Here is a 26,567-nt window from a genome sequence, read left to right as displayed (position 1 = left end):
GCGTGGGGCTATGGCCGATTCTGCGCTGCAGCAGCAACTCGACGAGGTACGTGCTCTGCTGTACCGAGCGCGAGAGTTGTTCGGCGCCAACCCCATCGAGCCGCCAACCGATATCGCGCCGGATCCCGAGAGCGCCAAGACCTGGCTGCTCTAGGTTCTTAGCTGTTGCGTCGACGCAGTTGATGCGCCAGCAGCTTCTCGATCGCCGCCTCAAGATCGTCGACCGTTGGAACCTGCGCCGAGGGGGTGTGCCCAGCGGCAACGATCTCATCACGCACTTCCAGCAACGCCTTCAGGCAGGAGACGTCGGCGGTCCGCAGGATGCCCTCTGCCAGGCTTTCCGCATCGGTCTCCATAGCCGCCTCGCTCAATGCAACGCTATGCATATATCCGCCGCGGCAGGACCGAACAAGAATGTGCCCGCTGGGGTGAACGGTGTCGAAGGCGGGGTTAGCGTCTGTCATGAATGTTGGGGACCGGTCATCGGTCCTGGTCAACGACGCTGCCTAGGATGCGCGCGCCCTCCTGCTCGTTCTGCTCCCACATCGCGGCCGACGTCAAGAGGTTTTGCGCGATATCGGTGTGGTTGTCGGCTTGCTGCTCGTAGCACTGCCGCCTGAGCTCGAGGAGTTCGCGCCCGGCGTCGCGCAGCTCACTGAAGATCGGCCCGAGTGAGTCCAGACTCTCCTGGATCGCCGCGTGCGACGACGGCATCGTTCGCAGGTAGTCGGAGGTTTCCTGGTGATGAGCAGCGGCTTCACGTAGGTCCGCCGGCACCACACGGATTCGATCTGCCATCGGCTGCCTCCTTCGTTGTGCGCCGGCGCTACTGTCGGCGAGATCACTCTTGCGTCGTCGTCGGCGTCGCCGCCGGCCGGCTTGGTGTCGGTACTTCGGTCCTGGCCGGCGCGGTCGCGGCCGCCGGCGTTGGCGGATGCTCCCAGCCTAGAAAGCTTGGTCCGCTCACGGCAGAGATGTGTTGGATCTGGCCGTCGAGAAGGGCCCTGCTGCGGCCGAGGGCAAGCGCGTGCCGTTCGGTAAGCATCCCGATGTCTCCTGGTGCGACGCGCGACGGGTCAATTGGATGTGGAACCGGCGTGCCCGGGGGCGGAATCGTAATTCCCTGCTGTTGGAACGCATCTGCGATCGGGATTCCACCGGCCGCGGCCTTGATCGCCGCCGCGAGCTGAGGGCTGGCGGCGGTCACCGTTTCACCGTTGGGCAGGGTGACGGTCGTCGGGCCCGCCGGCGGCGATTCGGGCTTGCGGGGTTCGTCGTCCTTGTCTTGTTGACGGTCGCCGTTGTCATCGTCCGGTTCGTCGGAAACCTCATCGTCCGGCTTCGGATCCTTGGGGTCCAGTCGCCCTTCCTCGAGACCGCTGGATGCCGGGTCTGTCTCGGATCCGCGCAGCAGCCCGGAGAGCGGGAGCCCACCCGGCGCGCTCCAGCCGGGACCAAAGGCCGGTGCGGTTCCACCGCCCGGCACCGGCGCGCCACCAAGGCCGGGCATCGCCGGCGTTATCGGCATCGTCGCTGGAGCCGTGGGTTGCGCCGGAGGCGCCTCGCCCAGGAGCCCGGGATCGCCGAGCAACAGCGAATCAAGGTAGGAATCGTCGGGCGCTACCGCCGGCTGTTGGCTGGCACCACGTGCTGATGTCTCCGTGGCGGCTGCGACCGGTGGGCGCTCGTTGGGAACGACCGACCCACTCTTGGAGGCGTTGTACAACGATGTCCACGCCGCCATCAGTGCTGACTTCGATGTGTCGTCGAGGCTCGCGTTCGCGACCACCTCGCGAATATCCCTGAGCTTGCCGATCAGGAAGCGCTGAAAATCCCGGGCTCCAGCTGGAGTGTCCAGGTCTGATCGTGTACGTACCGCGGCCTCGGTTTCTTGCTGAAGCTTGTTGAGCGCTTCTCGGCCTTCGACGGTCTTCAGGTGAGCATTCAAGATCGCCGTAATCACTTGCAGGTCAAGTTGCGAACTAACCGAATTCTGGTGCGCCAGAGCAGCTTCCGCGGCTGCAATAGCCTTGGCGGCATCGCCTTCTTGTCGATCGGACGGGGCGCCCGGTGGGTATTGCGGCATGGTTCCGGTCGCCGGAGTAAACAGGTTCGGATGTTGTTGGCGGATCTTGGCCACAATCGCATCCAGTTGTTCCGCACGCGTCGTGGGCGTGACGACGGCAGCCACCTCACTTGGTGTCAGTCCGGTCTGCCACGCGTTCGGGTCGCCCGTGGCGTCCCGCACGGTCTTGATGGCGGCGAGTAGGTCCGCATACGTCGACATCGTCTAGACCAACGGCACTGCGCCCCGCTGCGGGCGACGTCGCGACCCCTCCATGCCCGGCGACGGTACCCAGGCGCCGTCCCGCCGACAATTCACCTTTCTACGCTTGGTGAAACCGCCGGGGTTTCGTACTGCGCCCGCAGGCTTTCCAGCGCTGCGCTTTTCGCGCGATCGAGCTCCTGGGCTTCTGTCACCACAGCTGCGATCTCACGCTGCTTAGCAATGAGAAACTTTTGAAACTCTCGCGCCCCCAAAGACGTATCGACCGCCAGCTCAGCGTGATCCGCTGCAGCTCGATCGATCTCGACTGCGATCGCGTCCAGCCGACGGACGCTCTCTCGCATCGCGGCATGGGCGCTGGCAAGAGCCTCGGCCAGCACACGGTCGGCCTCAGCAATCGCGTCGTGCTGTCTAGCCAGCGCCGCCTGCCGTGCCTGAATGGCAGCTACCGACGATCCGGCTTGATCCGACATGCGTTCAACCTTCTCATCAAAGTGGACGTCTGATCTGCACGTTGCTGCCCAACCGGCTGATCCGGACCGAAGCACCCGAGTAGGGCGCCTCGACGACCAGGTTGTTGCCAATCGCCAGTTGCACGTGGCCCGCGTGTGGAAAGACGAGGTCGCCTGGCCGCACTTGCGAGCGGGGCACCGGGATCCCGTCATTGATCTGTTGATAGGTAGTCCGGTCCAAATGGACACCGGCCTGCGCATAGGCCCACTGGACCAGCCCGGAACAGTCAAACTGATTGGGCCCGGTCGCGCCCCAGACATACGGGCGGCCCAGTCGCGACAGCGCGGCGCGCACGGCGATCCCTGCGCGGCCGCTCGCGGGAGGCAGCCGTCGTCCGACCGGCCATGAACCATGACGGTGGCGCGACATCCGGTAACGCAGCGCGCGCAGTACCGCTAGATGCCGTCGCGCCCGTCCGCGCGCTGTCAAGACATGGGCCCGTTGAGCCCGCAGCCGCGCGACCCGGCGACGCATCGCCTCGCGATGTGCCATCGGCATCATCGGATTAACAGCGGCTTCGGCGCGGGCCTCCTCGAGAACACTCCCGGTTAGCTCCCGACCCATTGCCCGGTCTCGTTGAGCACCCGCGATAACCGCCGCGACCGCGGCATCGGTGCGTCCCGCCGACAGCAGGGTCGCCCGGCTGTGGTGAGCCACTTCCTGATAACGCCCTTGTCCCGCAACAAGATTCAGTCCAGCAAGCCTGGTCAGCGGCCCGTCGTAGGCCAAGGTACCCGCATCGAGAGCCGGGGGCCGACTTCCACCGGCGAACAGTTGATGCGCACGGCTCAATGCCTCGACTTCGTTGTGACTCACTGGCCCCCCTCAGCTGTTTCGGCCTGGTCCGGCGTCTCGACCGCATCGGCGAACGCGCGAATGCGGGGGAGCGCCCCCGGTGGGATGACACCTCGATTGCGGATATCCCACAATTCATCGGTGGCGACGCCGACGAGCGCAGCGATGACCGCGTCCGGAAGCGACGACCGCGCGCATGCCCGATCAAACCGCGTGCTCAAGCTGGTCGGCATCCGCTCCAGCAGGGCGCTGCGCGTCGCTTCGAGCGCCCGCAGATGCTCCATGAGCCGATCGGTCGACTCCGCCCCGGCGTTCACCGCCACCCGCCATGAGCTTGCGGCCAGCATCTCGGCCTTCACGCATTGTGCGATCACGGAGAGAATATACGTCTCATATTCGTTTGATGTCGTCGCAGGTAGTCGATCGATAACCGATCTGAGGGCATCCAGTTGTGCTTCGGCGTAGCCTTCGAGTACATCGGTGTCGCTGTGGCGGTCGACGACGACCTCTCCAGCCCGTCGCGGTGACGTCGTCTTGGGCGGCTGCGCAGCGATCAATCGGGCCAGCTCGGCGTCGGGATCGGCGGCTACCAAGAGCCGCGAATAGGTACCGGGCGGTAAGCCAAGACCGTTTTCAACCTTTTGAACTGTACTTTTGTGTGGCTTGCGGGCACCACGCTCCAGATAGCTAAGGCCCATGATGCTGACGCCGGTCGCGGCCGCGAGATCGGCCAGCGACCAATCGCGTGACTCGCGCAATGCACGGATCGCCGCGCCGGCCGACTCACGGCTCACCGCAGGCTCCAGCCATAGGCGGATATTACACAGGCCTCATGACACCACGGTGTATATACGTTTTTGTCACGTTTTACTTGCGCGCTTCCAAGGTCTGTGTATACGCTTCCGCCTACGTTTCACCGAACAAGGAGGCCGAGACATGGCGAACCCCTGCGCAGCCAACCCTGAACTATGGTTCGGCTACCCCGATGACGACGGCGGCGACGGCGCCGCTAAGGCACGCGCCTATGAGCGGTCAGCCACCGAGGCCCGAATTCAATGCCTCCGTCGGTGCCCACTCGCACAACAGCGCATCTGCGCCCAACGGGCCATCAAACATCGGGAGGAGTACGGCGTATGGGCCGGCGTCAAGCTGCCCGGCGGCCAGTATCGCAAGCGCGAACAGCTGGCTCAGGCACACGACGTGCTGCGGCGGATCGCCGCCGGTGAAATCAATGCACGGCAACTTCCCGAGAATGCAGCGCTTCTAGCACGCAGCGAAAGCAGCTCTGTCCCGGTGACCGCGGTGGTGTTGCACCTGCCAGCCCTATGTATTGGCCCACGTTCGGCCGCCTGAAAATGGCTCGTTTGCCCCACCGGCCGACGGGGTAGACGGGCCGCAGGAAACCATAGGCACATCCATGACGTTCGACCTCACACCAACGGCGGCGCAGCATGATCTGGCCCGGCGCACGCACGAGTTCGCCGAAGAGGTGGTTCGTCCGGTCGCCCTCGAATACGACCAAAGCCAGGAATTTCCCTGGCCCGTGCTGGAGGAGGCGGCCCAGCGTGGGTTCTACAGCGCACTGTTCTACCGCGATTTGATCGGCGACCCGACCGGCCTGTCTTTGCCGATGTTCATGGAGGACCTGTTTAGGGGTTGCGCCGGAATCGGGTTGGCGATTGTCATGCCGGCATTAGCGCTGTCGGCCATCGGTCAGGCCGCCACGCCAGAACAGATGTTGGAATGGGCACCCGAATGTTTCGGAACGCCAGGCGATCTCAAACTTGCCGCGTTAGCGATTTCCGAACCCGAAGGTGGCAGCGATGTGCGCAACCTGCGTACCCACGCCCGCCGCGACGGCTCGGCCAATGGGGACTGGATCATCGACGGCCACAAGATGTGGATCGGTAACGGCGGCATCGCCAACGTGCACGTGGTCAACGCCGTGGTCGACGAAGAGCTGGGGCACCGCGGACAGGCACTGTTCGTGGTGCCCGGCGGTACACCCGGCCTGGAAACGGTGCGGAAGCTCGACAAGCTGGGATGCCGCGGGTCCCACACAGCCGAGTTGCGGTTCGACAATGTCCGCATCCCCGCAGCCAATCTACTTGGCGGACAAGAAAAGCTCGAACACAAACTCGCCAAGGCCCGCGAAACGTCCGGCGGTGGAAAGCGTGCCGGCTCGGCGACATTGGGCACCTTCGAACAGACCCGTCCGATGGTCGCCGCCCAGGCAATCGGAATCGCGCGCGCCGCATTGGAATACGCGACGACGTATGCCACGGAGCGCGAGGCGTTCGGCGCGCCAATCATTCGATAACCAAGGCATTGCGTTTCCGTTGGCAGACCTGGCAACCCAGATCGACGCCGCCCGACTCCTGACTTGGCGCGCCTCCTGGATGGCGGCTAACGGCATTGCATTCGAGCGAGCAGAGGGTTCGATGGCAAAGCTCGCCGCCAGCGAGGTTGCCGTCAAGGCCACCGAGCGGGCGATCCAGACCATGGGCGGCTGGGGCTACATCACCGATCACCCGGTGGAGAAGTGGTATCGAGATGCCAAGCTGTACACCATCTTTGAAGGCACCAGCGAAATTCAGCGGATGGTCATCTCGAACGCGCTGGGCGCCGCCGTGGACGCCCCGCCGCTACACGTGGTGATCGAGCCCTCCGGAGGACCGCTGAACCGGGTGTTCGGTCGCGGCACCCTACTGCGGTCCCGCGCCGCCGGGGCCGCGTTGGCCATGAAGGATCGGATTCCCCAACCGATCATGCGGGTCGCCATGCATGCGCTGCGGCCGCCTGGCAGATGAGGCGTAGCGTCTTAGGCGATGAGCAACCTGGAGACCGCGCCGGCCGAAGTCGCCTGCAGGGCTTCGTGGGATGCGGGTATCTCGCCGGTGGTGGAAGTGCTGCGGCCCCGCGAGGTCCCGCTGGGTGGGCCGAGAGCAATCCGGGTACAACGCACACTTCCCCAGCGGCAGCGCTCGCTGATCGGGGCGTGGTGTTTTGTTGACCATTACGGTCCGACGTCCGCACACATGGACGTCCCGCCGCATCCGCACACCGGATTGCAAACGGTCAGCTGGTTGTTCAGTGGGGAAGTGGAGCACCGCGACAGCGCTGGAGTCCATGCAATGGTCCGGCCCGGCGAGCTCAATCTCATGACGGCGGGGGCGGGTATCTGTCACTCCGAAGTGTCCATCGACGCCGATCGAAGTGCGGTGCTCCACGGCGCGCAGTTGTGGGTGGCGCTGCCGGACGCCGATCGCGATACGGGGCGCGACTTCGCGCACTACCGGCCCCCAGTGGTTTCGCTGCCAGGCGCGGTGGCGCGGGTATTTCTCGGCGAGCTTGCCGGAAGCCGCTCGCCGCTGCCGACCCACACCCCGCTGCTGGGCGCCCAGATCGACCTTGATGCGGGTGCCGCGCTGGATATTGATATCGATCCGGCATTTGAACATGGGGTGCTATGCGATGCGGGCGACATAGAGATGTGCGGGATCGCCCTGGCGGTGGCCGATCTCGGATACCAGGGCCCCGGGAGTCCGTCGTTACGCCTCAACAACCTTGGCAAGCGCCCCGCGCGGGTGCTGCTGCTGGGCGGCACACCGTTCACCGAAGAATTGGTGATGTGGTGGAACTTCGTCGGGCGCAGTCACGACGACATCGTCACCTATCGCCGGTTGTGGCAGGACGGCAACGACAGTTTCGAGGACCGCTTCGGCGCCGTCCAGGGCTATCGGGGTTCGGTCGCCCGACTACCCGCCCCACCGCTGCCCACCGCACGGCTGCGGCCTCGACCGTCACCAAACAGAAGGGAACCCGAATGACTACCGACAAGACCGGCGCAGAAGCCACCGTCCGCGCGGAGCACCAGAAGTACACGATCTCCGTAGAGGGCAAGACGGTCGGCCTCGCCGACTACGCGGACCGTGGCGCTCAGCGGGTCTTCTACCACACCGAGATTGATCCGCAGTTCGGCGGACGGGGGCTGGCGACCATCCTTGTCGAAGAGGCGCTCAACGCCACCCGCAACGACGGCAGACGCATCGTCCCGGTGTGCTCCATGGTCGACACGGTGCTCAAGAAGCATCCCGAATTCAACGACATCACGGACCCCGTCACCGCCGAGGTCCGCGGCTGGGCACAGACGCAGCCGAGCTGACGTACGGCGGCAATTCACGCGTCTTCGTCTTCAATTTCCTTCATGCGCGGGCGAAGCTCGTCCCGCTGGCCTAACCCTAACGACGGTCGGCGCACCTGCTGGTATCCGTAGACGCCCTCGGTGTAAGCCGTCTCGGCGTGCTGGGTGAGGTCGACACCACTCACCTCGTCCTCGGCACTGACCCGGAACCCCATGAAACGCTCGATCAACATGGCCAGCGCATAACTCACCGCGAAGGCGTAGAGGCCGACCACGACCATCGCCAAAGCCTGCTTGCCGAGCTGGCCCAATCCGCCGCCGTAGAGAAGTCCCTTCGGGCCATGGGTCATCACCGCAGTGGCGAGCAGCCCGATCAACAGCACCCCGACCACTCCGCCGACAAAGTGCACGCCCACGACGTCAAGCGAGTCGTCGTAGTTGAGTTTGAACTTCAGACCGATCGCGAACGAGCACACGATTCCCGCCACCAGTCCAACGACAGCGGCGCCGACGGTGCTCACCGTCCCGCACGACGGCGTGATCGCCACCAAGCCGGCGACCACTCCCGACGCAGCACCGAAAGTGGTCGGCTTGCCGTCGCGCACCTGTTCGACCGAAAGCCATCCGAGCATGCCCAGGCAGCCGGCGACCAGGGTATTGAGGAAGATCGCGGATGCTAATCCGCTGGCGGCCAACGCGGAACCGGCGTTGAACCCGAACCAGCCGAACCACAACAATCCCACCCCGAGGAGCACGAACGGCAGGTTGTGCGGGCGCATGGCCTCCACCTTGAAGCCGATGCGCGGACCGAGCACCAGCGCTAATGCCAGCGCCGAGGAACCCGAGACGATCTCGACAACAAGTCCACCGGCGTAGTCGAGCACTCCCATCTTGAACAGCCAGCCGCTGGGCGCCCACACCCAGTGCGCAACAACGGAATACACCGCAACCGCCCAGACGGGCACGAACACCATCCAGGCCGCGAACTTGGCACGGTCCGCGATGGCGCCACTGACCAGGGCCGCGGTGATGATCGCGAAGCTCAACTGAAAAGTGGCGTACAGCAGTTCGGGAACCGATCCGTGCGCGGTCTCCGGGCCTATGCCCCGCATCCCGGCGTGCGCCAATCCGCCGATGAAACCGCCGGGGTATCCGCGCGCGCCGCCGTCGGAAAACGCCAACGTGTAACCGACCAGCAGCCATGCCACGGTGACCAGCGGTATGGAGATGAAGCTCATCATGATCATGTTGAGCACGCCCGTGGTGCGTACCATGCCCCCGTAGAAAATCGCCAGCCCGGGCGTCATCAGCAGCACGAGTGCGGTGGCGGCCAGCAGCCACGCGGTGGCGGCGGGATCGATGTCCAACTCTGCGGCTCCTTCGCTAGTCGTCGATGAGAATATCGGCGCGCTCTCTAACGCGGGACGGTAGACACTGGATGCGGCGACTGGCCAGCAATCGATCAGTGCACACCTGTCGACGACTGCCCGCTGCGCTGCGCGGCCCCACCGCTCGACTCACCCCGTTCCGGCGTGTTCGGCGCGACCATGTTTGCCTCGGTGCCGTGGCTTCCCGAACCTCTGTACAAGAAAGCCAGCGGTATGACGATCAACCCTGCCAGTACGACTGCGACCACAAACGCCACGCTGTAGGCGTGCGAAAGGTTATCGGCTAGCCCGCTGCGCGCCGACCTTTCTTGGAGCTGACTGGTCAGAATCACCGACATGAGCGCGGTCCCCACCGCGGCGGCCACCTGCTGATTGACTTTGATCAGCGTCGAACCTCTCGCCATTTGATTGGGGGCCAGTGTCTGCATTGCCACCGCGACTAGCGGCATCCTGGTAGAGCCCATTCCCAGCCCCACCAACGTCAGGCCGGTCCAGAGCATCGGAAGGGACTCGCGCTGGTTGGCAACGCCGCAGGCGAAGACCCCCATGCCCACCGCAATCAGCGTGACGCCTATGAAAAGAACCCCGCGAGCGCCACGTCTGTCCATCAACGTTCCAGCCAGCGGCATCGTGACCGCGGCACCGATTCCTCGGGGGACCACGCTCATCCCAGCCTGCAACGGTGTCTCGTTGAGCAGCTGCTGGAAGTAGCTCGGAAACAGCACCCCGGCGCCGAAAGTTGAGACGATGTAAAGAAACATGGCCGCATTGGTGAGTGTGAACGCTCGGTTGGTCAACAGGCGCAGATCGATGAGGGGCTTATCCGAGCGGTAGAGGGCGTGAAACACGAACCCGACGATCAACGCCATACCGATGGCCGCGGGTATCCACACGTGCCAATCAGCTATCGTGCCGCGGCCGGGGATTTCGGACATCCCGTACAGCAGCGCCGGCAGGCCCGGTGACAGCAGCAGCACACCGATGACGTCGAATGTTTCCGACGGTGCCGGGTGATCGCGAGGGAACACGATCGCGGCGAGGCCGATTGCGGCCACTCCTACCGGCAGGTTGATCCAGAAGATCCACTGCCAGCTGTAACAGTCGATCAGCCAACCGCCCAAGACAGGACCGAAAGCCGGGGCGAGCACAACCGGGATCCCTAACACGGCCATCACGCGGCCAACCCGTTTGGGACCGGCCTCGCGGTTCACGATGGTGAGGGTGAGCGTTGTGAGGATGCCGCCGCCGAGGCCCTGCACCACTCGAGAGGCGATCAGCCAGGTGATATTGGGCGCTATCGCGCATAGCAGCGAGCCCAGTGTGAAGGCGAGAACCGAACCCATGAAGATTCGTTTGGTGCCGAACCGATCGGCTGCCCAGCCCGCCAGTGGGATTACGGCAGCCAACGCGAGCGTGTAACCGGTGATCGTCCAGGCAACGACGGCCTGGGTCGAGTCAAAGGTGACGACGAATGTGCGTTGCGCAACGGTGACAACAGTGGTGTCCAAAAGGTTCATGAATGAGCCCAGGACGCACACTCCTGCTATCCACCACAGCCTGGTGTCGAGTTTGTCCGGATAGCTGCATTCGTTCGGGCTCACCGGATGAGCGGGGAAAGCGGGGCGCGACGCGCGCACCCGGCGCATCACGGCAAGCCCGTCGGGCGGGGCGAAGGTACAAGCTTTTCGACAGCGTTGAGAACCATCGCAATCTGCTCCTCCCAACCGCCGCTGACCACCACGAATGATCGTCCCACCTCGCGGAGAGCGCGCTCGCAACGCGCGAAAAAATCACCGCGCTCGCTGAGCGGATAACGCGCGCCGGCCACGTCCGCGGGCGCATCGGGTGCGACGAGAAGCGTGAGATCGTAAGGACGGCAAGCTGATTCGCGAAGCACCTGAGGGCGGCTCCCCAGTAGCAATTCAGCCCACACGGCGGTGGCGAGCGGATCGGTGTCACAGATCAACACGCGATCAGCGTCACGAGCCAAGGCTTCCTCCGAAGCGATCTGCCCGCGAACTATTTCGGTCCAATCCAGTCCCGCCGGCGAGTCGCCATTGAACGCCCCGAGCGTCCGTCCCCAGTCCGGGACCCATTTCGTTCCGAGCTTTTCCGCGAGCGCCCTTGCGAGGGCGCTCTTCCCGGTGGATTCGGCGCCGAGGATGCTTACCCGCTTCACGAAGGCGGGCCGCACGCAGCGTGGAATGTGCTGCCAGTGAGCAAACGGGTCCGCGCGGATGCACGTTGCACTGACCGGAACGACGGCACGAGCCTGATCGACTGACACGAAACGCGCTCCGAGGATTTGGGCGAAGTCCGCGCCGTACGGCTCGGAAGCAAAGACGAAGTCGAGACGCCTTGGGAGGACTTGCTCCAACCTCGCCTTCCAGACGTCCCAAGACGGCCGATGCTCCGACGGATGCTGCGAATTCTCGATGGCGAGAGGGACCACGCGGTCGAAGGGGAACAGCTCCCGCATCCATGCCAAGCGTTGGGTGCCCGAAATCGGGTCTGCGTCCTGTACCGAGACGACGATCGTCAGATCGTCCACCCATCGGCGCGCAAACTCGCATAGATAAACGTGTCCGGCATGCGGCGGCACAAACCTCCCCAGCACCATTCCGTGCGTCACGACGGTGCCCCAACGCCTGCGACGGAGTCACCGCCGAGCCGATCAAGACAGCCGATCTGCGCCTCGGCGACGGTGCATCCAACATGGCGGAACTTTCGCCCTGCGCGAATTGGCTGCGGATCCAAACGATGCACGAACTCTGTGTAGCACCAGGTTGCGTCGCTCGCAGGAGGAACCGGCCTCAGGATTGGGGATGCGGATATGCACACTTTTCGCGCTCCGACGAGGCTGGCGTTGGTGCACGCATCACATTTGCGGGCGACGGGGTGTCGCAGCCCGGCCATGGGAATCTGCGGTGGCAGCGCCGAACCTGCGCTGAGCGCGTCATTCTGCGGGAAATCACGCAAAGACCGCAGCCTGGGCGCCACTAGCGCTGGGTCGACTCATCAAATTTGTGGGCGAAGGGGGACTTGAACCCCCACGTCCCGAAGGACACTGGCACCTGAAGCCAGCGCGTCTGCCATTCCGCCACTCGCCCGAGACAACCGCAGGACCATACCACTGTAGTAGCCGGGCGCCCCAACTGCTGCCATAGGCCGCCTCGACCTGATTCTCAGCATTCTCACGGTGCCGCACCGGCGCGGTGTCCCGATAGCATGCTTATTGACACGACACGCGGGCGAGTCGTTTGTTTTGCGACCGCAAAATTCCAGGACGGGTGGGGCGAGCGCTGAAAAATGGGTAGCCAGAAAGGGCTGGTTCAGCGCATCGAGCGCAAACTTGAGGCGACCGTGGGTGACGCGTTTGCCCGAGTGTTTGGGGGTTCGATCGTGCCGCAAGAGATTGAGGCCCTGTTACGCCGCGAGGCGGCCGACGGCGTCCAGTCGCTCCAGGGAAATCGCCTTTTGGCACCCAACGAATACATCATTACCCTCAGTGTGCACGACTCTGAGAAGTTGGGCGCCGACCCGGATCTCACATCCAGCGTTTTTGCTCGGTACCTGGCGGACTATATCCAAGAACAGGGGTGGCAAACGTATGGTGATGTGGTCGTCCGGTTCGAGCGGTCCTCGAACTTACATACTGGCCAGTTCCGCGCCCGCGGGGCTGTCAACCCTGATGTCGAACCCCGCCCGACAGTCACCGATTCCGCCCGGCCACAATCAAATCATGCGTATAGCGCAGAACCAGGAGTACCACCAATGACTGACAATTCGAGCTACCGCGGCGGTCAGGGGCAGGGGCGGCCCGACGAGTATTACGACGACCGCTACGCGCGTCCGCAAGAGGACCAGCACGACGGCCCGGGCCCGCAAGGCGGACCCCCCTATCCCCCGGAGGGCGGCTACCCGCCCCAACAGGGTTACCCGCCGCCGCCACGCCAGGACCAGGGCGGCTACCCCGACCAGGGCGGCTACCAAGACCAGCGCGGCTACCAAGACCAGCGCGGCTACCAAGACCAGGGCGGCTACCAAGACCAGCGTGGCTACCAAGACCAGCGTGGCTACCAAGATCACGGGCCGGGTGGTGGCTACCCACCGTCGTATGAGCAACGCCCGCCCGCTCCTGCCGGCCCGCCACCCGGCTATAGCGGCCAAGGCTACGACCAGGGCTACCGCCAAGGCGGCTACGCGCCCCCGCCGGGCGGCGGCCAGTCCGGCTACGGCGGTTACGGCGACTACGGCCGTGAGCCCGCCCGCCAGGACCATGGCGGCTATGCCCCGTCGGCACCCCCAGCCCCGCCGGAACCACAGCAGCCTGCATACCCGGACCAGAGCGGCGGGTACGACCAGGGCTACCAGCAAGGCGGCCCCGGATATGGTCGGCAAGACTACGGGCAAAGCGACTACACCCAATACGCCGAAACCGCTGTGCCAGGCGGGTACCCCCCGCAGGGCGGCGGTTATGGCGAGCCGCCCAGAAGTGACTACGACTACGGCCAACCGGCCGCACCCGACTACGGTCAGGCGCCCGCTGCCGACTACGGCCAACCGGCCGGTGGTGGCTACGGCGGTTACGGCCAGGGCGGCTATGGGTCCCCCGGACTTGCGGTCACCCTGCAGCTCGATGACGGTAGTGGCCGGACCTACCAGCTCCGCGACGGCTCCAACATCATTGGCCGCGGCCAGGACGCCCAATTCCGGCTGCCCGACACCGGCGTGTCACGCCGTCACCTAGAGATCCGCTGGGACGGACAGGTCGCTCTGCTCTCGGACTTGAACTCCACCAACGGCACCACTGTCAACAATGCACCGGTCCAGGAGTGGCAGTTGGCCGACGGCGACGTGATCCGTTTGGGCCATTCTGAGATCATCGTCCGGATTCACTGAACGCTCTGGCCTCAAAAGCAGCCGCGCTTGACTGCATGTCGACCACTGTCAAAGTATCGTGACTTTGCTGATGTGCTCGTCATGACGAGCGTGGGTGGGCAGCGCCAGGACGGAAAGGACGCCAGATGCAGGGGTTAGTTCTGCAACTGACGCGTGCCGGATTCCTAATGCTGCTGTGGATCTTCATCTGGTCCGTGCTACGGATCCTGCGAACCGACATCTATGCACCGACTGGAGCTGTCATGGTGCGCCGGGGCTTGGCGTTGCGTGGCACACTGCTGCCCTCACGCCACCGCCGGGACGAGGCCCGCTACCTGGTGGTCACCGATGGCGCGCTGACGGGCGCCCGCATCACGCTGAGCGGGCAGCCGGTGTTGATTGGACGCGCTGATGACTCGACCCTGGTGTTGACCGACGACTACGCCTCGACGCGACATGCCAGGCTGTCTAAGCGCGGTTCGGAATGGTATGTCGAAGATCTAGGATCGACCAACGGCACTTACCTTGACAGGGCAAAGGTGACCACTGCGGTACGAGTTCCACTAGGAACGCCGGTTCGGATCGGCAAGACGGCAATCGAGTTGCGCCCGTGACCCGCGGAGAGTGGCGCTCGTGACCCTGGTCCTGCGCTATGCCGCCCGTAGCGATCGCGGCCTGGTACGTGCCAATAACGAAGACTCCGTCTACGCCGGCGCACGGCTGTTGGCCCTGGCCGACGGCATGGGCGGCCACGCGGCCGGCGAGGTGGCCTCCCAGTTGGTCATCGCCGCCCTAGCCCACCTCGATGACGACGAACCCGGCGGCGACCTGCTCGCCAAGCTTGACGCCGCGGTCCGAGCCGGCAACTCGGCCATCGCCGCGCAGGTCGAGATGGAACCCGACCTTGAAGGCATGGGGACCACGCTCACCGCGATCCTGTTCGCCGGCAACCGGCTCGGTCTGGTGCATATCGGTGACTCGCGTGGCTACCTGTTGCGCGACGGCGAGCTGACCCAGATCACCAAGGACGACACCTTTGTCCAGACCCTCGTCGATGAAGGGCGAATCACCGCCGAGGAGGCGCACAGCCACCCGCAGCGATCGTTGATCATGCGCGCGCTCACCGGACACGAGGTCGAGCCCACGCTGACCATGCGAGAAGTGCGCGCCGGCGATCGCTATCTGCTGTGCTCCGATGGGCTATCCGACCCGGTGAGCGACGAGACCATCCACGAGGCCCTGCAGATTCCCGACGTTGCCGAAAGCGCCTACCGCCTGATCGAACTGGCATTGCGCGGTGGCGGCCCCGACAACGTCACCGTCGTGGTCGCCGATGTCGTCGACTACGAGTACGGCCAGACCCAGCCGATTCTGGCCGGGGCGGTGTCCGGTGACGACGACCAACTGACCCTGCCCAACACCGCCGCCGGCCGGGCCTCTGCGATCAGCCCCCGCAAGGAAATCGCCAAACGCGTTCCGCCGCAAGTCGAGACATTCAATCGAGCCCGGTGGTCGCGGCGACGGATCGCGCTCGTTGTTGCGCTGGTGGTGCTGGTAGCGCTCGCGGGCCTGTTCATCGGGCGCGCAGTCATCCGAAACAACTATTACGTCGCCGAATACAACGGCACGGTCTCCATCATGCGGGGAATTCAAGGGTCGTTGTTGGGTATGTCCCTGCACGAGCCCTACCTGCTGGGCTGCCTCAACGCACGCAATGAACTATCCCAAATCAGTTACGGCCAATCCGGGGGTCACCTCGACTGCCATCTGATGAAGCTGGGCGATCTGCGACCTCCGGAACGCGCACAGGTGCAGGCCGGGCTTCCGGCCGGCACCCTGGATGACGCCATCGGGCAGTTGCGGGAACTGGCGGCCAACTCCCTGTTGCCGCCCTGTCCGCCACCGCGGGCAACGTCTCCGCCCCAAACACCGGCTCCGGCCACCACCAGCGGCCCGCCCCAACCCAGTGTCCCCCCTGCGCCAACGTCCACCACCAGTCCGACCACCTCTCCCAGCGAAACCCCCACAGCCCCCGGCACCACCTCTCCGGCAGCCCCCGGCTCGCCCACCTCGCCTTCCTCCACGTCGCCCACCACCAGTCCCCCGCAAGCGGGTGGTACCCCCACGCCGACCACTGTGACCGCACTCCCGCCACCTCCACCGCAGCCGGGCATTGATTGCCGGGCGGCGGCATGACCACACAACTACAGCCACCCGTAGCGGTGACACCCCCGCTGCCGACTCGGCGCAACGCCGAGCTGCTGCTGTTGTGCTTCGCTGCCGTGATCACCATCGCCGCGCTGCTTATCGTGGAGGCCAACCAAGAGCGAGGCTTGCACTGGGACCTGGCCAGTTACGGGCTGGCGTTCTTGACCCTCTTCGGGATCGCGCACCTTGCCATCAGGCGCTTCGCGCCCTACACCGATCCGCTCCTGCTTCCGGTCGTCGCATTGCTCAATGGCCTTGGGCTGGTGATGATCCACCGGCTCGATCTTGTCGACACGGAAGTTGGCCGGCACGGTCACCCCAGCGCAAACCAGCAGATGCTGTGGACGCTGGTCGGCGTGACCTCGTTCGCGCTCGTGGTGACGTTCCTCAAGGACCACCGACAACTCGCCCGCTACGGCTACATCTGTGGACTCACCGGCTTAGTGTTCTTGGCGATTCCGGCGCTACTGCCGGCATGGCTCTCCGAGCAGAACGGCGCCAAGATCTGGATTCGCTTGCCCGGCTTTTCAATTCAGCCCGCCGAGTTGTCCAAGATTCTGCTCCTGATCTTCTTCTCGACGGTGCTGGTGGCCAAACGCGGCCTGTTCACCAGCGCCGGCAAGCACCTGATGGGCATGACGCTGCCTCGCCCGCGAGACCTCGCGCCGCTGCTGGCGGCCTGGGTGATCTCGGTGGGTGTGATGGTGTTCGAAAAGGATCTCGGCACTTCGCTGCTGTTGTATGCGTCGTTTCTGGTTGTGGTCTACCTGGCCACGCAGCGATTCAGTTGGGTCGTCATCGGGTTGGCGCTGTTCGCCGCGGGAAGCGTCATCGCGTATTACCTTTTCGCCCATGTCCGGGTTCGCGTGCAGACGTGGCTGGACCCGTTCGCCGACCCCGACGGCAGCGGCTATCAGATCGTGCAATCGCTGTTCAGCTTTGCTACCGGTGGCATCTTCGGCACCGGACTCGGGAACGGCCAACCCGACACCGTGCCCGCGGCATCGACCGATTTCATCATCGCCGCGTTTGGTGAAGAGCTTGGATTAGTGGGTTTGGCGGCCATTCTTATGCTCTACACGATCGTCATCGTGCGGGGTCTGCGCACCGCGATCGCCACCCGGGATAGCTTTGGCAAGCTGCTGGCCGCGGGACTGGCCTCGACGCTGGCGATTCAGCTATTCATCGTCGTCGGCGGAGTAACCCAGCTCATCCCGCTGACCGGGTTGACCACTCCGTGGATGTCCTACGGTGGGTCGTCGCTGCTGGCCAACTACGTGTTGTTGGCTATCCTGGCTCGCATCTCGCACGGTGCCCGACGTCCACTGCGCACCCGCGCACGTAAAGCTTCGCCGATCGCGGCGGCCAGCACCGAGGTGATCCAGAAAGTATGAACGCGTCGCTGCGCCGGATCTCGGTGACCGTGATGGTGTTGATCGTGTTGCTACTGCTCAACGCCACATACACGCAGGTATTCACCGCCGACGGACTACGCGCTGACCCCCGCAACCAGCGCGTCCTACTCGATGAGTATTCGCGCCAGCGCGGACAGATCACCGCGGGCGGACAGCTGCTGGCCTATTCGATGGCCACCGACAGTCGCTTTCGGTTCCTGCGGGTGTATCCCAACCCTGCGATGTATGCACCGGTGACCGGCTTCTACTCGCTGCGCTATTCCAGCACCGGGCTGGAACGGGCCGAGGATCCGGTGTTAAACGGCTCCGACGAGCGGCTTTTCGGCCGTCGGCTAGCCGACTTTTTCACCGGACGCGACCCACGTGGCGGCAGTGTGGACACCACGATCATCCCGCGGGTCCAGCAGGCCGGCTGGGACGCCATGCAGCAAGGCTGCGGCGGGTCGCCGTGTAAGGGAGCGGTCGTGGCCCTGGAACCGTCGACCGGGCGGATCCTGGCGCTGGTGTCGTCGCCGTCCTATGACCCGAACCAGCTGGCGTCGCACAATCCCGAGGTGCAGGCGCTGGCGTGGCAGCGCCTCCGGGACAATCCGGATAACCCGCTGATCAACCGCGCCATCTCCGAAACGTACCCGCCCGGGTCCACGTTCAAAGTGATCACCACCGCCGCCGCACTGGCGACCGGAGCCAGCGAGACCGAGCAGCTGACCGCGGCGGCTACGATTCCGCTGCCCAACAGCACGGCCACGTTGGAAAACTACGGCGGCGAACCGTGCAGCCCCGACCCGACGGTGTCGCTGCGCGAGGCCTTCGCCAAGTCGTGCAACACGGCGTTCGTCCAGCTCGGCATCGTCACCGGCGCCGACGCCCTGCGCAGCATGGCGCGGTCGTTCGGCTTCGACACCCCACCCAGCCCAATTCCGCTACAGGTCGCCGAATCTACGGTCGGGGGGCTTCCAGACGCCGCCGCGCTGGGGATGTCCAGTATCGGACAAAAAGACGTCGCGCTGACACCACTGGAGAACGCACAGGTGGCTGCGACTATCGCAAATGGCGGGATCACAATGCGGCCGTACCTGATTGACAGCCTCAAGGGGCCAGACCTGGCGAACATCGCCACCACAGCCCCTCATCAGCAGCGCCGCGCGGTGTCGCCGCAGATCGCCGCTAAGCTAACAGAGCTGATGATCGGCGCCGAGAAATTCGCACAGCAGAAAGGGGCCATCCCCGGCGTGCAGATCGCATCCAAGACTGGTACCGCAGAGCACGGCACCGACCCCCGCCACACTCCACCGCACGCGTGGTATATCGCCTTCGCGCCCGCGCAAGCTCCGAAGGTTGCCGTTGCGGTGCTGGTGGAGAACGGGGGCGATCGCCTGTCTGCGACCGGGGGTGCGCTCGCCGCGCCTATCGGGCGGGCCGTGATCGAAGCCGCACTACAGGGGGGACCATGAGCCCGAGGGTTGGGGTGACGCTGTCTGGCAGGTACCGCCTGCAGCGCCTCATCGCCACCGGCGGCATGGGCCAGGTTTGGGAGGCGGTGGATAGCCGGCTGGGGCGGCGCGTCGCGGTCAAGGTGCTCAAGCAGGAGTTCTCTCAGGACCCTGAGTTCATCGAACGGTTCCGCGCCGAAGCGCGCACCACCGCGATGCTCAACCACCCCGGGATCGCCGGCGTCCACGACTATGGCGAAAGCCAGCTGAACGGGGAAGGCCGCACCGCCTACCTGGTAATGGAGCTGGTCAACGGGGAGCCGCTGAACTCGGTGCTCAAGCGCACCGGCCGGCTGTCGCTGCGGCACGCACTCGACATGCTCGAGCAGACCGGTCGCGCTCTGCAAGTTGCACATGCGGCCGGATTGGTACACCGCGACGTCAAACCGGGCAACATCTTGATTACCCCCACCGGGCAGGTGAAGATTACCGACTTCGGCATCGCCAAGGCCGTCGATGCCGCGCCGGTGACCCAGACCGGCATGGTCATGGGCACCGCGCAATACATCGCGCCGGAACAGGCTCTGGGTCAAGACGCGAGCCCGTCCAGTGACGTCTACTCACTGGGAGTTGTTGGGTACGAAGCAGTTTCGGGTAAGCGGCCGTTCACCGGCGACGGTGCGCTGACGGTGGCGATGAAGCACATCAAGGAGCCCCCGCCGCCACTGCCCGCAGACCTGCCGCCCAATGTGCGCGAACTCATCGAGATCACCCTGGTGAAGAACCCCGCCATGCGTTATCGCAGTGGCGGCCCGTTCGCTGACGCGGTTGCCGCGGTCCGAGCCGGACGCCGCCCGCCGCGGCCCAGCCAGACACCGCCGCCCGGCCGGGCCGCCCCGGCGGCGATACCTTCGGGCGCCCCTGCCAGGATCGCGGCCACCTCCAGTAGCCGGACCCCGCCGCCCCGGCGGTCCCGCCCTACGACCGGAGGTCGCCGCCAGGCCCCGGTACGGCGCACGTTCTCGTCGGGCCAGCGCGCGCTGCTGTGGGCCGCAGGCGTGTTGGGGGCGCTGGCCATCATCATCGCAGTGCTTATCGTCATCAATTCCAACGCGGAGACTCAGCAGCAATCACCACCGCCGACGGTTACCGACACCGGCGGCCCACCAGTGACCAAGACCCCCGCCGGGCAGGGCCCTCGCCTCAATTGGACGGATGGCGAAGAAGCAGGTATTTCTGGACTTCAGAACCTCAGCCCAGTCGACGCCCCACTGACGCTGCACGGCAGCCCGTCGCCGGCCCGATACGAGACACCGCAATGACCACCCCTCGGCACCTGTCCGACCGCTACGAACTGGGCGACATCCTCGGTTTCGGGGGCATGTCCGAAGTTCATCTCGCCCGCGACCAGCGGTTGCATCGCGACGTCGCGGTCAAGGTGCTGCGCGCAGACCTGGCCCGCGATCCCAGCTTCTACCTGCGCTTCCGGCGAGAGGCCCAAAACGCCGCGGCACTGAATCACCCGGCGATCGTCGCGGTATACGACACCGGCGAAGCCGAAACCCCCGCCGGACCGTTGCCCTACATCGTCATGGAGTACGTCAACGGCGTCACCCTGCGCGACATCGTGCACACCGAGGGTCCAATGCCGCCCAAACGGGCCATCGAAGTCATCGCCGACGCCTGCCAGGCATTGAACTTCAGCCACCAAAACGGCATCATCCACCGCGACGTCAAGCCGGCCAACATCATGATCAGCACCACCAACGCGGTGAAGGTGATGGACTTCGGCATCGCCCGCGCGATTGCCGACAGCGGCAACAGTGTCACCCAGACCGCGGCGGTGATCGGGACCGCGCAATACCTGTCACCGGAACAAGCCCGCGGTGACACCGTCGACGCCCGCTCCGATGTCTATTCGTTGGGCTGTGTTCTTTACGAGATCCTCACCGGTGAGCCACCCTTCACCGGCGACTCGCCCGTCTCCGTCGCCTACCAACATGTGCGCGAAGACCCCGTTCCGCCGTCGGAGCGACACGAAGGCATCTCCGCCGACCTCGACGCCGTCGTGCTCAAGGCGCTGGCCAAGAATCCGGAGAACCGCTATCAGACCGCGGCGGAGATGCGCGCCGACCTGGTTCGCGTGCACAACGGTGAGCCACCGGAGGCGCCCAAGGTGCTCACCGGTGCCGAGCGCCGCTCAATGCTGTCCTCCACTGCCGGAAACCTCAGCGGTCCGCGGACCGATCCGCTACCTCGGCAGGCGTATGACGACACCGACCGCGAGCGCACTATGGGTTCCGTCGGCCGGTGGGTGGCCGCGGTCGCCGGACTGACGGTGCTCACCATCGTCGTCTTCATCGCAATTAACACGTTCGGCGGTAACACCCGCAATATTCAAGTGCCCGACGTACGAGGGCAAGCCTCCGCCGACGCGATTGCCGCACTACAGAACCGGGGCTTCAAAACACGTACCCTGCAAAAGCCTGACTCGACGATCCCACCGGACCACGTGATCGGCACCGACCCGGGCGCCAATTCGTCGGTGGGTGCGGGCGACGAGATCACGATCAACGTTTCCACTGGGCCTGAGCAACGTGAACTGCCCGACGTCTCCTCGCTCAGCTACGCCGAGGCGGTCAAGAAGTTGACCGCCGCCGGATTCGGCAAGTTCAAGCAGGCGAATTCGCCGTCGACCCCCGAACTGATGGGCAAGGTCATTGGTACGAATCCGCCGGCCAATCAGACGTCGGCGATCACCAACGTGATCACGATCATTGTCGGCTCTGGGCCAGAGGCTAAGCAGATTCCCGACGTGGGCGGCCAGACCGTCGACCTAGCCCAGAAAAACCTCACCGTCTACGGCTTCACCAAGTTCAGTCAGTCGCAGGTGGACAGCCCGAAACCGGCCGGTGATGTGATCGGCACCAACCCGCCGGCGGGTACCACTGTTCCGGTCGATTCGGTCATCGAACTGCAGGTCTCGAAGGGCAACCAGTTCGTCATGCCCGATTTGTCCGGCATGTTCTGGACCGACGCCGAACCGCGGTTGCGCGCTCTGGGCTGGACCGGGGTGTTGGACAAGGGAGCCGACGTGGACGCCGGTGGCTCCCAGCACAATCGGGTTGTCTATCAGAGCCCGCCGGCCGGTACCGGCGTCAACCGCGACGGCATCATCACGCTGAAGTTCGGCCAGTAGCCCCGACTGGGTTGTTTGTTGAGGTCGGGAGCTGCGCCCGGACCGCGGTGAGAACTTCGTTTTCCAGCCGACGCACCAGCGTGTCGTCGCGCGCCCACCCGCAGCAGGCCAGCCAATTGGCGAGCATCCGGTGCCCGCCTTCGGTGAGGATCGACTCCGGGTGGAACTGCACACCGTGGATGGGCAACCCGGTGTGCTGAACGGCCATGATCACACCGCTGCGGGTGTGGGCGGTGACCTCCAGCTCCACCGGCAGCGAGTCCGGCAGGATGGTCAGCGAGTGGTATCGGGTGGCCGTGAACGGGTCCGGAAGCCCTTGCAGCACACCGGTGTTCGTGTGGAACACGCTGCTGGTCTTGCCGTGCAACAACTCGGGCGCGCGATCGACGGTGGCGCCGAACGCGACACCGATGGCCTGGTGGCCGAGGCAGACCCCGAGCAGTGGGGTGCGCGCGGCGGCGCAGGCGCGGACCAAGCCGATCGACGCGCCCGCGCGTTCCGGGGTGCCCGGGCCGGGGCTTAGCAGGACGCCGTCGAACTGGGCGGCGATGGCGGCTTCATCAAAGAGCCGGGCGTCGTCGTTGCGCCACACGTCGGCATCGACGCCAAGCTGGCCCAGATACTGCACCAGGTTGAAAACGAAGCTGTCGTAGTTGTCGACGACCAGGATCCGCATCGTGACAGGCTACCGTCCAGCGTGGTGGGTCTCAGTACCCCAAGGGCCCCGACGGCTTTGCGAAATGCAGCTGGACCGGTTCGGAGTGGCCGACGATTTGTACGTCGGGCTTGACTTCCTCGTGGTAGCCGAGGCCGAATCGGACCACGTATTGCTTGTAGAGCGTCACCAGCGGCGCGGCAGCCAGGGCGGTTTGCATGGCGGCGGCATTGCCGATTGCGGTGATCGTGTAGGGCGGGCTATACGTGCGCCCATTGAGCAGCAGCGTGTTGCCGACACAGCGAACCACCGAGGTCGCGATGATGCGCTGGTCCTGCATCTGGATCGCCTCCGCGCCAGCACTCCACATCGCGTTCAGGACGCCATCGATGTCTTGCTGATGCACTACCAGATCGTCGGGGGAGGCATCGCGCGGGAAGCGGCCGTTGGCGTCGCGTTGCGCGTCATTGAGGCGCACTACTAGGCCCGGACCGTGGACCGGGTTCATATCGGCCTTACCGGCCAGTTCGGCGGTTCGTCGCAGCATCGCCGTCAATGCTGTATCCGAGGACCGGCCGTGCGCGGCGTCGATCCGTTGGGTCAGCGCTTCGCGTTGCGCGTTAAGGCGGGCCACCGACGACTGCTCCTGGCGCACCAGGTCGACCAGGCGCGGCGCGTCGCTGCGGCGGATCTCCGCGCCACCGGACACCCCGTGCGTCGCGGCCAGCAGCAGCCCCGCCAGCAAGCAGACCAGCGGCACGCCGAACCGCCATGGCGAGCGGCGCTGGTCGATCCCCTTACTAGTCAACGCGTCTCCGTTTCCTGGTCACGGTGCCAGGTGGGTTAGTCTCGTAGCCAAGCCTGAAACCAGATATGCCTGCAGCAGCAACCGTAACCCGAGGTAGCAGATGCCGAAATCCAAGGTCCGCAAGAAGAACGATTTCACCGTCAGCGCGGTCAGCCGCACGCCGGTGAAGGTGAAGGCGGGACCGTCGAGTGTGTGGTTCGTCGCCTTGTTCATCGGGCTGATGCTGATCGGGCTGATCTGGCTGATGGTGTTTCAGTTGGCCGCCGTAGGCAGCAACGCGCCCACGGCGCTGCATTGGATGGCTGAGCTCGGTCCGTGGAACTACGCGATCGCGTTCGCTTTCATGATCACCGGATTGTTGCTCACGATGCGGTGGCACTGACGGTTGACGCGAGCGTAATGAATTCATTTTGCGGTCGGCTCGTTACTGGCGCAGCAACCTTAAGATCACACAATCACAAGCGTGTGATTTATCCCCACTGTTGATAGCGTCTGTGGATAACTGTATCCGCGGTGGTGGGAGGGTCTAGCTACCGAATGCAGCAAACAGAATGGGCGCCTCGCACGGCAGGAATCGCTGGTTGTGGGGCTGCGGGCGTTGTGATGGCTATCGCCTGTGTGACCCTGGTCACAGACCCGCCCGGGCGTGTTATCACCGGAATTGCCGCGCTGGGTCTGATCTTGTTTGCGGGCGGCTCGTGGCGCGCGCGCCCAAAGCTGGCAATTACCGCCGAAGGCTTGGCGATCCGGGGGTGGTTTCAGACGCAGTTATTACGGCGTCCTCAGATCAAGATCATCCGGATCACCGAGTTCCGCCGCTTCGGTCGCAAAGTCCGATTGCTCGAGATCGAAACCGTCAACGGGGGACTGTTAATCCTGTCCCGTTGGGATCTCGGCACCGATCCACTCGAGGTGCTCGACGCCCTTAAGGACGCCGGCTACTGATCCATTTGGGCGCGCGCGGCGCATCGGGCGCCGAGCGTGCGTGTCCGGGGCGCCGAGCGTGCGTGTCTGCACGCCGGCTCGCCGTCGCAGCCGGCATTTTGCGCACCCTGGTGAGGGTTTCGCGCGCGGTGTCTAGGTAATCGTGATCGACTCGATGACGACCGGGTCGGTCGGCCGGTCGTTGCCGTCGGTGGCCGTCGTGGAAATCGCTTCGACGACACGCTGCGACCCTGGGTCGGTCACCTCACCGAAGATTGTGTGACGCCGGTTCAGGTGCGGGGTAGGACCGACGGTGATGAAGAACTGTGAGCCGTTGGTGCCCGGGCCGGCGTTGGCCATTGCGAGCAGGTAGGGCCGGTCGAACTGCAGCTCGGGATGGAACTCGTCGGCGAACTTATAGCCGGGGCCGCCGCGACCGGTCCCGGTCGGGTCGCCGCCCTGGATCATGAAGCCCCGGATCACCCGGTGAAAGACCGCGCCGTCGTAGAAGGGGCCGGACGGGCCGCCCGATGCGTTTTGGGTCGAGTACTCCTTGGTGCCCTGCGCCAGGCCGACAAAGTTGGCGACGGTCTTGGGCGCGTGGTTTCCGAATAGGGCGACCTTGATGTCTCCGCGGTTGGTGTGCAGCGTGGCAGTTGCGGTCTGAATGGGGCTGTTAGTCACGGGATCACAGTCTGCCATTACGCGCCGGCCCGCCCGCACCGGGTGCGGCGTTTGCGCAATAGGTCCGCGGGCGTCTTTATGGTGGCAGTCTGTCCTAGGTACGTGGAGGGACCTGACGAAGGAGAAAGGCGGCAGATGAGCGAGAAGGCGGAAGCCCGATTGACGCCAAGGGAACGACTGACCCGCGGCCTGACCTATTCGGCGGTGGGTCCGGTGGACATCACTCGAGGAGTTGTCGGACTCGGGGTTCAGTCGGCGCACTCGACCGCGTCGCAACTTCGTCGCCGCTACCGCGAAGGCCGGCTGGCCCGTGACATCGCGACCGCCCAGGACACAATTGCCCAGGAGCTGGCCGCCGCCCAGGAAGTAGTCGCCAACCTGCCGCAGGTCCTTCAAGAGGCGCGTCGGAAGCAGCGCCGCGGCAAGCGTCCCTGGCTGATTGCGGGGGCCGCCGTCGCGGTACTAGCCGGCGGGGCGGTCGCATTCAGCATTGTGCGGCGCTCGATGCGCAAGGAGCCGTCACCGTTGCCGCCGAGCGTGGGTGTGCAACCTCGCCCGTGACGGAATCTTGAGCGTCTGCGCCATACCGTTTGAGGCTGTCAGGCGTTGTCAATCCTGGGCCCATGACCTTTCAGACGAACCATCACGCGCCGGGTGCGCCCGCAATCCTCACGCCGGAAGCCCAGCAGGCGGTGTGGTTCCTGGGCGCACTGGTCCAGGTCCGCGCCACCGGGGATGCCACCGATGGAACCTTCGACGTGCTGGAACAGCGGGGTGAGCGAGGCTACGGGAGTCCGCTGCATCGGCACCTGGCCGAGGAGGAGACCTTTTTCGTGCTCGACGGCGAACTGCGCGTCGAGGTGGGTGATGAAGCGCACGCCGCCGGACCCGGATCGGTCGCCTTTTTGCCCCGGCAGCTACCGCACGCCTTTGTAGTAACCAGCCCCGATGCCTGGTTCCTCACCCTGCACACGCCGGCCGGGTTTGCAAAATTCACGCGCGCCGTCGGAACACCCGCGACCGACACCACCGCGCCACCTGACGAAGTACCGCCGGAGCCGGCCGCCCTTGCGGCCATGGCACGCTCGTACGGAATCGAGATCCTGGCCCGCCTCCGGCACCGTGACGCGCGGCGGACCGTCACGGATGTTACGATGTGTAGTTAATTTCGTTGCGCCACAAGGGCGTTAGGGCGATCATAGGTTGTTCCAGGCCCACTCTCGTCACCTTTTC

At 65.0% G+C, this 26,567-nt stretch carries 27 protein-coding genes, 1 tRNA gene and 1 pseudogene; 16 read left to right on the top strand and 13 right to left on the bottom strand.

All coding sequences use genetic code 11. The features are described 5' to 3' along the window. Window positions 1-10 precede the first annotated feature (10 nt). Window positions 11-154 (top strand): hypothetical protein, encoded by a 144-nt coding sequence (locus AADZ78_RS00210; RefSeq protein WP_169726412.1) that lies wholly within the window; start codon window positions 11-13, stop codon window positions 152-154. Window positions 155-158: 4 nt separating this feature from the next. On the opposite strand, the gene AADZ78_RS00205 is transcribed toward AADZ78_RS00210, so the two are convergent. From AADZ78_RS00205 to AADZ78_RS00180, 6 genes are all read right to left on the bottom strand, one after another. After that, window positions 159-464, bottom strand: coding sequence for a DUF2694 family protein (locus AADZ78_RS00205; RefSeq protein ID WP_085253013.1), 306 nt, complete (start codon window positions 462-464; stop codon window positions 159-161). A 16-nt stretch (window positions 465-480) separates the two neighbouring features. Then, window positions 481-798, bottom strand: a complete 318-nt coding sequence (locus tag AADZ78_RS00200) for an ESX-1 secretion-associated protein (protein ID WP_085253012.1) — start codon at window positions 796-798, stop codon at window positions 481-483. Window positions 799-841: 43 nt separating this feature from the next. Then, window positions 842-2,287 (bottom strand): DUF4226 domain-containing protein, encoded by a 1,446-nt coding sequence (locus AADZ78_RS00195; RefSeq protein ID WP_085253011.1) that lies wholly within the window; start codon window positions 2,285-2,287, stop codon window positions 842-844. Window positions 2,288-2,379: 92 nt separating this feature from the next. Continuing rightward, the gene (locus tag AADZ78_RS00190; protein WP_085253010.1) at window positions 2,380-2,760 is read right to left on the bottom strand and encodes a DUF4226 domain-containing protein; all 381 of its coding nucleotides are present in this window, start codon (window positions 2,758-2,760) and stop codon (window positions 2,380-2,382) included. Window positions 2,761-2,776: 16 nt separating this feature from the next. Beyond that, window positions 2,777-3,616: a C40 family peptidase gene (locus AADZ78_RS00185; protein ID WP_085253009.1), complete on the bottom strand. Its 840-nt coding sequence runs from the start codon at window positions 3,614-3,616 to the stop codon at window positions 2,777-2,779. Further along, window positions 3,613-4,389, bottom strand: coding sequence for a helix-turn-helix domain-containing protein (locus AADZ78_RS00180; RefSeq protein WP_085253008.1), 777 nt, complete (start codon window positions 4,387-4,389; stop codon window positions 3,613-3,615). Before AADZ78_RS00180 ends, AADZ78_RS00185 begins: the two co-directional genes overlap by 4 nt. 142 nt (window positions 4,390-4,531) lie before the next feature. Here AADZ78_RS00180 and AADZ78_RS00175 point away from each other — a divergent pair, with 142 nt between their 5' ends. From AADZ78_RS00175 to AADZ78_RS00160, 4 genes and pseudogenes are all read left to right on the top strand, one after another. Next, entirely contained in the window at window positions 4,532-4,948 is a 417-nt protein-coding gene (locus AADZ78_RS00175; RefSeq protein ID WP_085253007.1) for a WhiB family transcriptional regulator, read from the top strand. 64 nt (window positions 4,949-5,012) lie between these two features. Next, window positions 5,013-6,405: pseudogene (locus AADZ78_RS00170) on the top strand (acyl-CoA dehydrogenase family protein). Window positions 6,406-6,423: 18 nt separating this feature from the next. Beyond that, entirely contained in the window at window positions 6,424-7,425 is a 1,002-nt protein-coding gene (locus tag AADZ78_RS00165; protein WP_085253006.1) for a pirin family protein, read from the top strand. After that, on the top strand, window positions 7,422-7,760 hold the full coding sequence (locus AADZ78_RS00160) for a GNAT family N-acetyltransferase (RefSeq protein ID WP_085253005.1): 339 nt from the start codon (window positions 7,422-7,424) through the stop codon (window positions 7,758-7,760). Before AADZ78_RS00165 ends, AADZ78_RS00160 begins: the two co-directional genes overlap by 4 nt. A 14-nt stretch (window positions 7,761-7,774) precedes the next feature. Here AADZ78_RS00160 and AADZ78_RS00155 read toward each other — a convergent pair whose 3' ends face one another. From AADZ78_RS00155 to AADZ78_RS00140, 4 genes are all read right to left on the bottom strand, one after another. Continuing rightward, on the bottom strand, window positions 7,775-9,106 hold the full coding sequence (locus tag AADZ78_RS00155; RefSeq protein ID WP_085253004.1) for an ammonium transporter: 1,332 nt from the start codon (window positions 9,104-9,106) through the stop codon (window positions 7,775-7,777). 95 nt (window positions 9,107-9,201) lie between these two features. Continuing rightward, entirely contained in the window at window positions 9,202-10,773 is a 1,572-nt protein-coding gene (locus AADZ78_RS00150) for a DHA2 family efflux MFS transporter permease subunit (protein ID WP_085253003.1), read from the bottom strand. Next, window positions 10,773-11,759, bottom strand: coding sequence for an AAA family ATPase (locus tag AADZ78_RS00145; RefSeq protein ID WP_085253002.1), 987 nt, complete (start codon window positions 11,757-11,759; stop codon window positions 10,773-10,775). Before AADZ78_RS00145 ends, AADZ78_RS00150 begins: the two co-directional genes overlap by 1 nt. A gap of 395 nt (window positions 11,760-12,154) precedes the next feature. Further along, a tRNA-Leu gene (locus AADZ78_RS00140) sits at window positions 12,155-12,237 on the bottom strand. Between the two features lie 199 nt (window positions 12,238-12,436). On the opposite strand from AADZ78_RS00140, the gene AADZ78_RS00135 reads away from it, so the two are divergent. The 7 genes from AADZ78_RS00135 (at window position 12,437) to pknB (ending at window position 22,263) form a co-directional block, all read left to right on the top strand. Further along, complete coding sequence (locus AADZ78_RS00135) at window positions 12,437-14,029, top strand: DUF3662 and FHA domain-containing protein (protein WP_085253001.1); 1,593 nt, start codon at window positions 12,437-12,439, stop codon at window positions 14,027-14,029. Between the two features lie 125 nt (window positions 14,030-14,154). Further along, window positions 14,155-14,622, top strand: a complete 468-nt coding sequence (locus tag AADZ78_RS00130; protein WP_085253000.1) for an FHA domain-containing protein FhaB/FipA — start codon at window positions 14,155-14,157, stop codon at window positions 14,620-14,622. Window positions 14,623-14,641: 19 nt separating this feature from the next. Then, window positions 14,642-16,204, top strand: coding sequence for a PP2C family protein-serine/threonine phosphatase (locus AADZ78_RS00125; protein WP_085253045.1), 1,563 nt, complete (start codon window positions 14,642-14,644; stop codon window positions 16,202-16,204). Then, entirely contained in the window at window positions 16,201-17,610 is a 1,410-nt protein-coding gene (locus AADZ78_RS00120; protein ID WP_085252999.1) for an FtsW/RodA/SpoVE family cell cycle protein, read from the top strand. Before AADZ78_RS00125 ends, AADZ78_RS00120 begins: the two co-directional genes overlap by 4 nt. Continuing rightward, window positions 17,607-19,085: a D,D-transpeptidase PbpA gene (gene pbpA, locus AADZ78_RS00115; protein WP_085252998.1), complete on the top strand. Its 1,479-nt coding sequence runs from the start codon at window positions 17,607-17,609 to the stop codon at window positions 19,083-19,085. The genes AADZ78_RS00120 and pbpA overlap by 4 nt, the downstream gene beginning before the upstream one ends. After that, window positions 19,082-20,386 (top strand): serine/threonine-protein kinase, encoded by a 1,305-nt coding sequence (locus AADZ78_RS00110; RefSeq protein WP_085252997.1) that lies wholly within the window; start codon window positions 19,082-19,084, stop codon window positions 20,384-20,386. Before pbpA ends, AADZ78_RS00110 begins: the two co-directional genes overlap by 4 nt. Beyond that, window positions 20,383-22,263, top strand: a complete 1,881-nt coding sequence (gene pknB / locus AADZ78_RS00105) for a Stk1 family PASTA domain-containing Ser/Thr kinase (RefSeq protein WP_085252996.1) — start codon at window positions 20,383-20,385, stop codon at window positions 22,261-22,263. Before AADZ78_RS00110 ends, pknB begins: the two co-directional genes overlap by 4 nt. Here the strand turns inward: pknB and AADZ78_RS00100 are convergent. Beyond that, window positions 22,241-22,939 carry an aminodeoxychorismate/anthranilate synthase component II gene (locus tag AADZ78_RS00100; protein ID WP_085252995.1) on the bottom strand — a complete coding sequence of 233 codons (699 nt, stop codon included), beginning with the start codon at window positions 22,937-22,939 and terminating at the stop codon, window positions 22,241-22,243. The genes pknB and AADZ78_RS00100 overlap by 23 nt on opposite strands. A gap of 31 nt (window positions 22,940-22,970) precedes the next feature. Further along, window positions 22,971-23,726, bottom strand: coding sequence for a DUF881 domain-containing protein (locus tag AADZ78_RS00095; protein WP_139829037.1), 756 nt, complete (start codon window positions 23,724-23,726; stop codon window positions 22,971-22,973). 100 nt (window positions 23,727-23,826) lie between these two features. Between AADZ78_RS00095 and crgA the strand changes: the two genes are divergently transcribed. Both crgA and AADZ78_RS00085 read left to right on the top strand, forming a co-directional pair. Next, complete coding sequence (gene crgA / locus AADZ78_RS00090) at window positions 23,827-24,108, top strand: cell division protein CrgA (protein WP_085252994.1); 282 nt, start codon at window positions 23,827-23,829, stop codon at window positions 24,106-24,108. Between the two features lie 155 nt (window positions 24,109-24,263). Beyond that, a complete protein-coding gene (locus AADZ78_RS00085) occupies window positions 24,264-24,671 on the top strand; it encodes a PH domain-containing protein (RefSeq protein ID WP_085252993.1) in 408 nt (135 codons plus the stop codon). Window positions 24,672-24,803: 132 nt separating this feature from the next. Here the strand turns inward: AADZ78_RS00085 and AADZ78_RS00080 are convergent, their stop codons facing one another. Beyond that, window positions 24,804-25,352 carry a peptidylprolyl isomerase gene (locus tag AADZ78_RS00080; RefSeq protein ID WP_085252992.1) on the bottom strand — a complete coding sequence of 183 codons (549 nt, stop codon included), beginning with the start codon at window positions 25,350-25,352 and terminating at the stop codon, window positions 24,804-24,806. A gap of 117 nt (window positions 25,353-25,469) precedes the next feature. Between AADZ78_RS00080 and cwsA the strand changes: the two genes are divergently transcribed. After that, window positions 25,470-25,895 carry a cell wall synthesis protein CwsA gene (gene cwsA, locus AADZ78_RS00075; RefSeq protein WP_085252991.1) on the top strand — a complete coding sequence of 142 codons (426 nt, stop codon included), beginning with the start codon at window positions 25,470-25,472 and terminating at the stop codon, window positions 25,893-25,895. 62 nt (window positions 25,896-25,957) lie between these two features. Next, the gene (locus tag AADZ78_RS00070) at window positions 25,958-26,500 is read left to right on the top strand and encodes a cupin domain-containing protein (protein ID WP_204903500.1); all 543 of its coding nucleotides are present in this window, start codon (window positions 25,958-25,960) and stop codon (window positions 26,498-26,500) included. The last annotated feature ends 67 nt before the right edge of the window (window positions 26,501-26,567 follow it).

The organism is Mycobacterium riyadhense (assembly GCF_963853645.1).
GTDB classification, from domain to species: Bacteria; Actinomycetota; Actinomycetes; order Mycobacteriales; family Mycobacteriaceae; genus Mycobacterium; species Mycobacterium riyadhense.
This window is presented reverse-complemented; position numbering and strand designations above follow the sequence as displayed.

Excerpts from the sequence above, each read along its gene's own strand:
- pbpA (WP_085252998.1), top strand. The coding sequence starts at position 17,607 with ATGAACGCGTCGCTGCGCCGGATCTCGGTGACCGTGATGGTGTTGATC.
- crgA (WP_085252994.1), top strand. The coding sequence starts at position 23,827 with ATGCCGAAATCCAAGGTCCGCAAGAAGAACGATTTCACCGTCAGCGCG.
- AADZ78_RS00080 (WP_085252992.1), bottom strand. The coding sequence starts at position 25,352 with ATGGCAGACTGTGATCCCGTGACTAACAGCCCCATTCAGACCGCAACT.
- AADZ78_RS00195 (WP_085253011.1), bottom strand. The coding sequence starts at position 2,287 with ATGTCGACGTATGCGGACCTACTCGCCGCCATCAAGACCGTGCGGGAC.
- AADZ78_RS00110 (WP_085252997.1), top strand. The coding sequence starts at position 19,082 with ATGAGCCCGAGGGTTGGGGTGACGCTGTCTGGCAGGTACCGCCTGCAG.
- AADZ78_RS00130 (WP_085253000.1), top strand. The coding sequence starts at position 14,155 with ATGCAGGGGTTAGTTCTGCAACTGACGCGTGCCGGATTCCTAATGCTG.
- AADZ78_RS00205 (WP_085253013.1), bottom strand. The coding sequence starts at position 464 with ATGACAGACGCTAACCCCGCCTTCGACACCGTTCACCCCAGCGGGCAC.
- AADZ78_RS00100 (WP_085252995.1), bottom strand. The coding sequence starts at position 22,939 with ATGCGGATCCTGGTCGTCGACAACTACGACAGCTTCGTTTTCAACCTG.
- AADZ78_RS00190 (WP_085253010.1), bottom strand. The coding sequence starts at position 2,760 with ATGTCGGATCAAGCCGGATCGTCGGTAGCTGCCATTCAGGCACGGCAG.
- pknB (WP_085252996.1), top strand. The coding sequence starts at position 20,383 with ATGACCACCCCTCGGCACCTGTCCGACCGCTACGAACTGGGCGACATC.
- AADZ78_RS00070 (WP_204903500.1), top strand. The coding sequence starts at position 25,958 with ATGACCTTTCAGACGAACCATCACGCGCCGGGTGCGCCCGCAATCCTC.
- AADZ78_RS00165 (WP_085253006.1), top strand. The coding sequence starts at position 6,424 with ATGAGCAACCTGGAGACCGCGCCGGCCGAAGTCGCCTGCAGGGCTTCG.
- AADZ78_RS00135 (WP_085253001.1), top strand. The coding sequence starts at position 12,437 with ATGGGTAGCCAGAAAGGGCTGGTTCAGCGCATCGAGCGCAAACTTGAG.
- cwsA (WP_085252991.1), top strand. The coding sequence starts at position 25,470 with ATGAGCGAGAAGGCGGAAGCCCGATTGACGCCAAGGGAACGACTGACC.
- AADZ78_RS00160 (WP_085253005.1), top strand. The coding sequence starts at position 7,422 with ATGACTACCGACAAGACCGGCGCAGAAGCCACCGTCCGCGCGGAGCAC.
- AADZ78_RS00200 (WP_085253012.1), bottom strand. The coding sequence starts at position 798 with ATGGCAGATCGAATCCGTGTGGTGCCGGCGGACCTACGTGAAGCCGCT.
- AADZ78_RS00150 (WP_085253003.1), bottom strand. The coding sequence starts at position 10,773 with ATGCGCCGGGTGCGCGCGTCGCGCCCCGCTTTCCCCGCTCATCCGGTG.
- AADZ78_RS00175 (WP_085253007.1), top strand. The coding sequence starts at position 4,532 with ATGGCGAACCCCTGCGCAGCCAACCCTGAACTATGGTTCGGCTACCCC.
- AADZ78_RS00120 (WP_085252999.1), top strand. The coding sequence starts at position 16,201 with ATGACCACACAACTACAGCCACCCGTAGCGGTGACACCCCCGCTGCCG.
- AADZ78_RS00085 (WP_085252993.1), top strand. The coding sequence starts at position 24,264 with ATGCAGCAAACAGAATGGGCGCCTCGCACGGCAGGAATCGCTGGTTGT.
- AADZ78_RS00210 (WP_169726412.1), top strand. The coding sequence starts at position 11 with ATGGCCGATTCTGCGCTGCAGCAGCAACTCGACGAGGTACGTGCTCTG.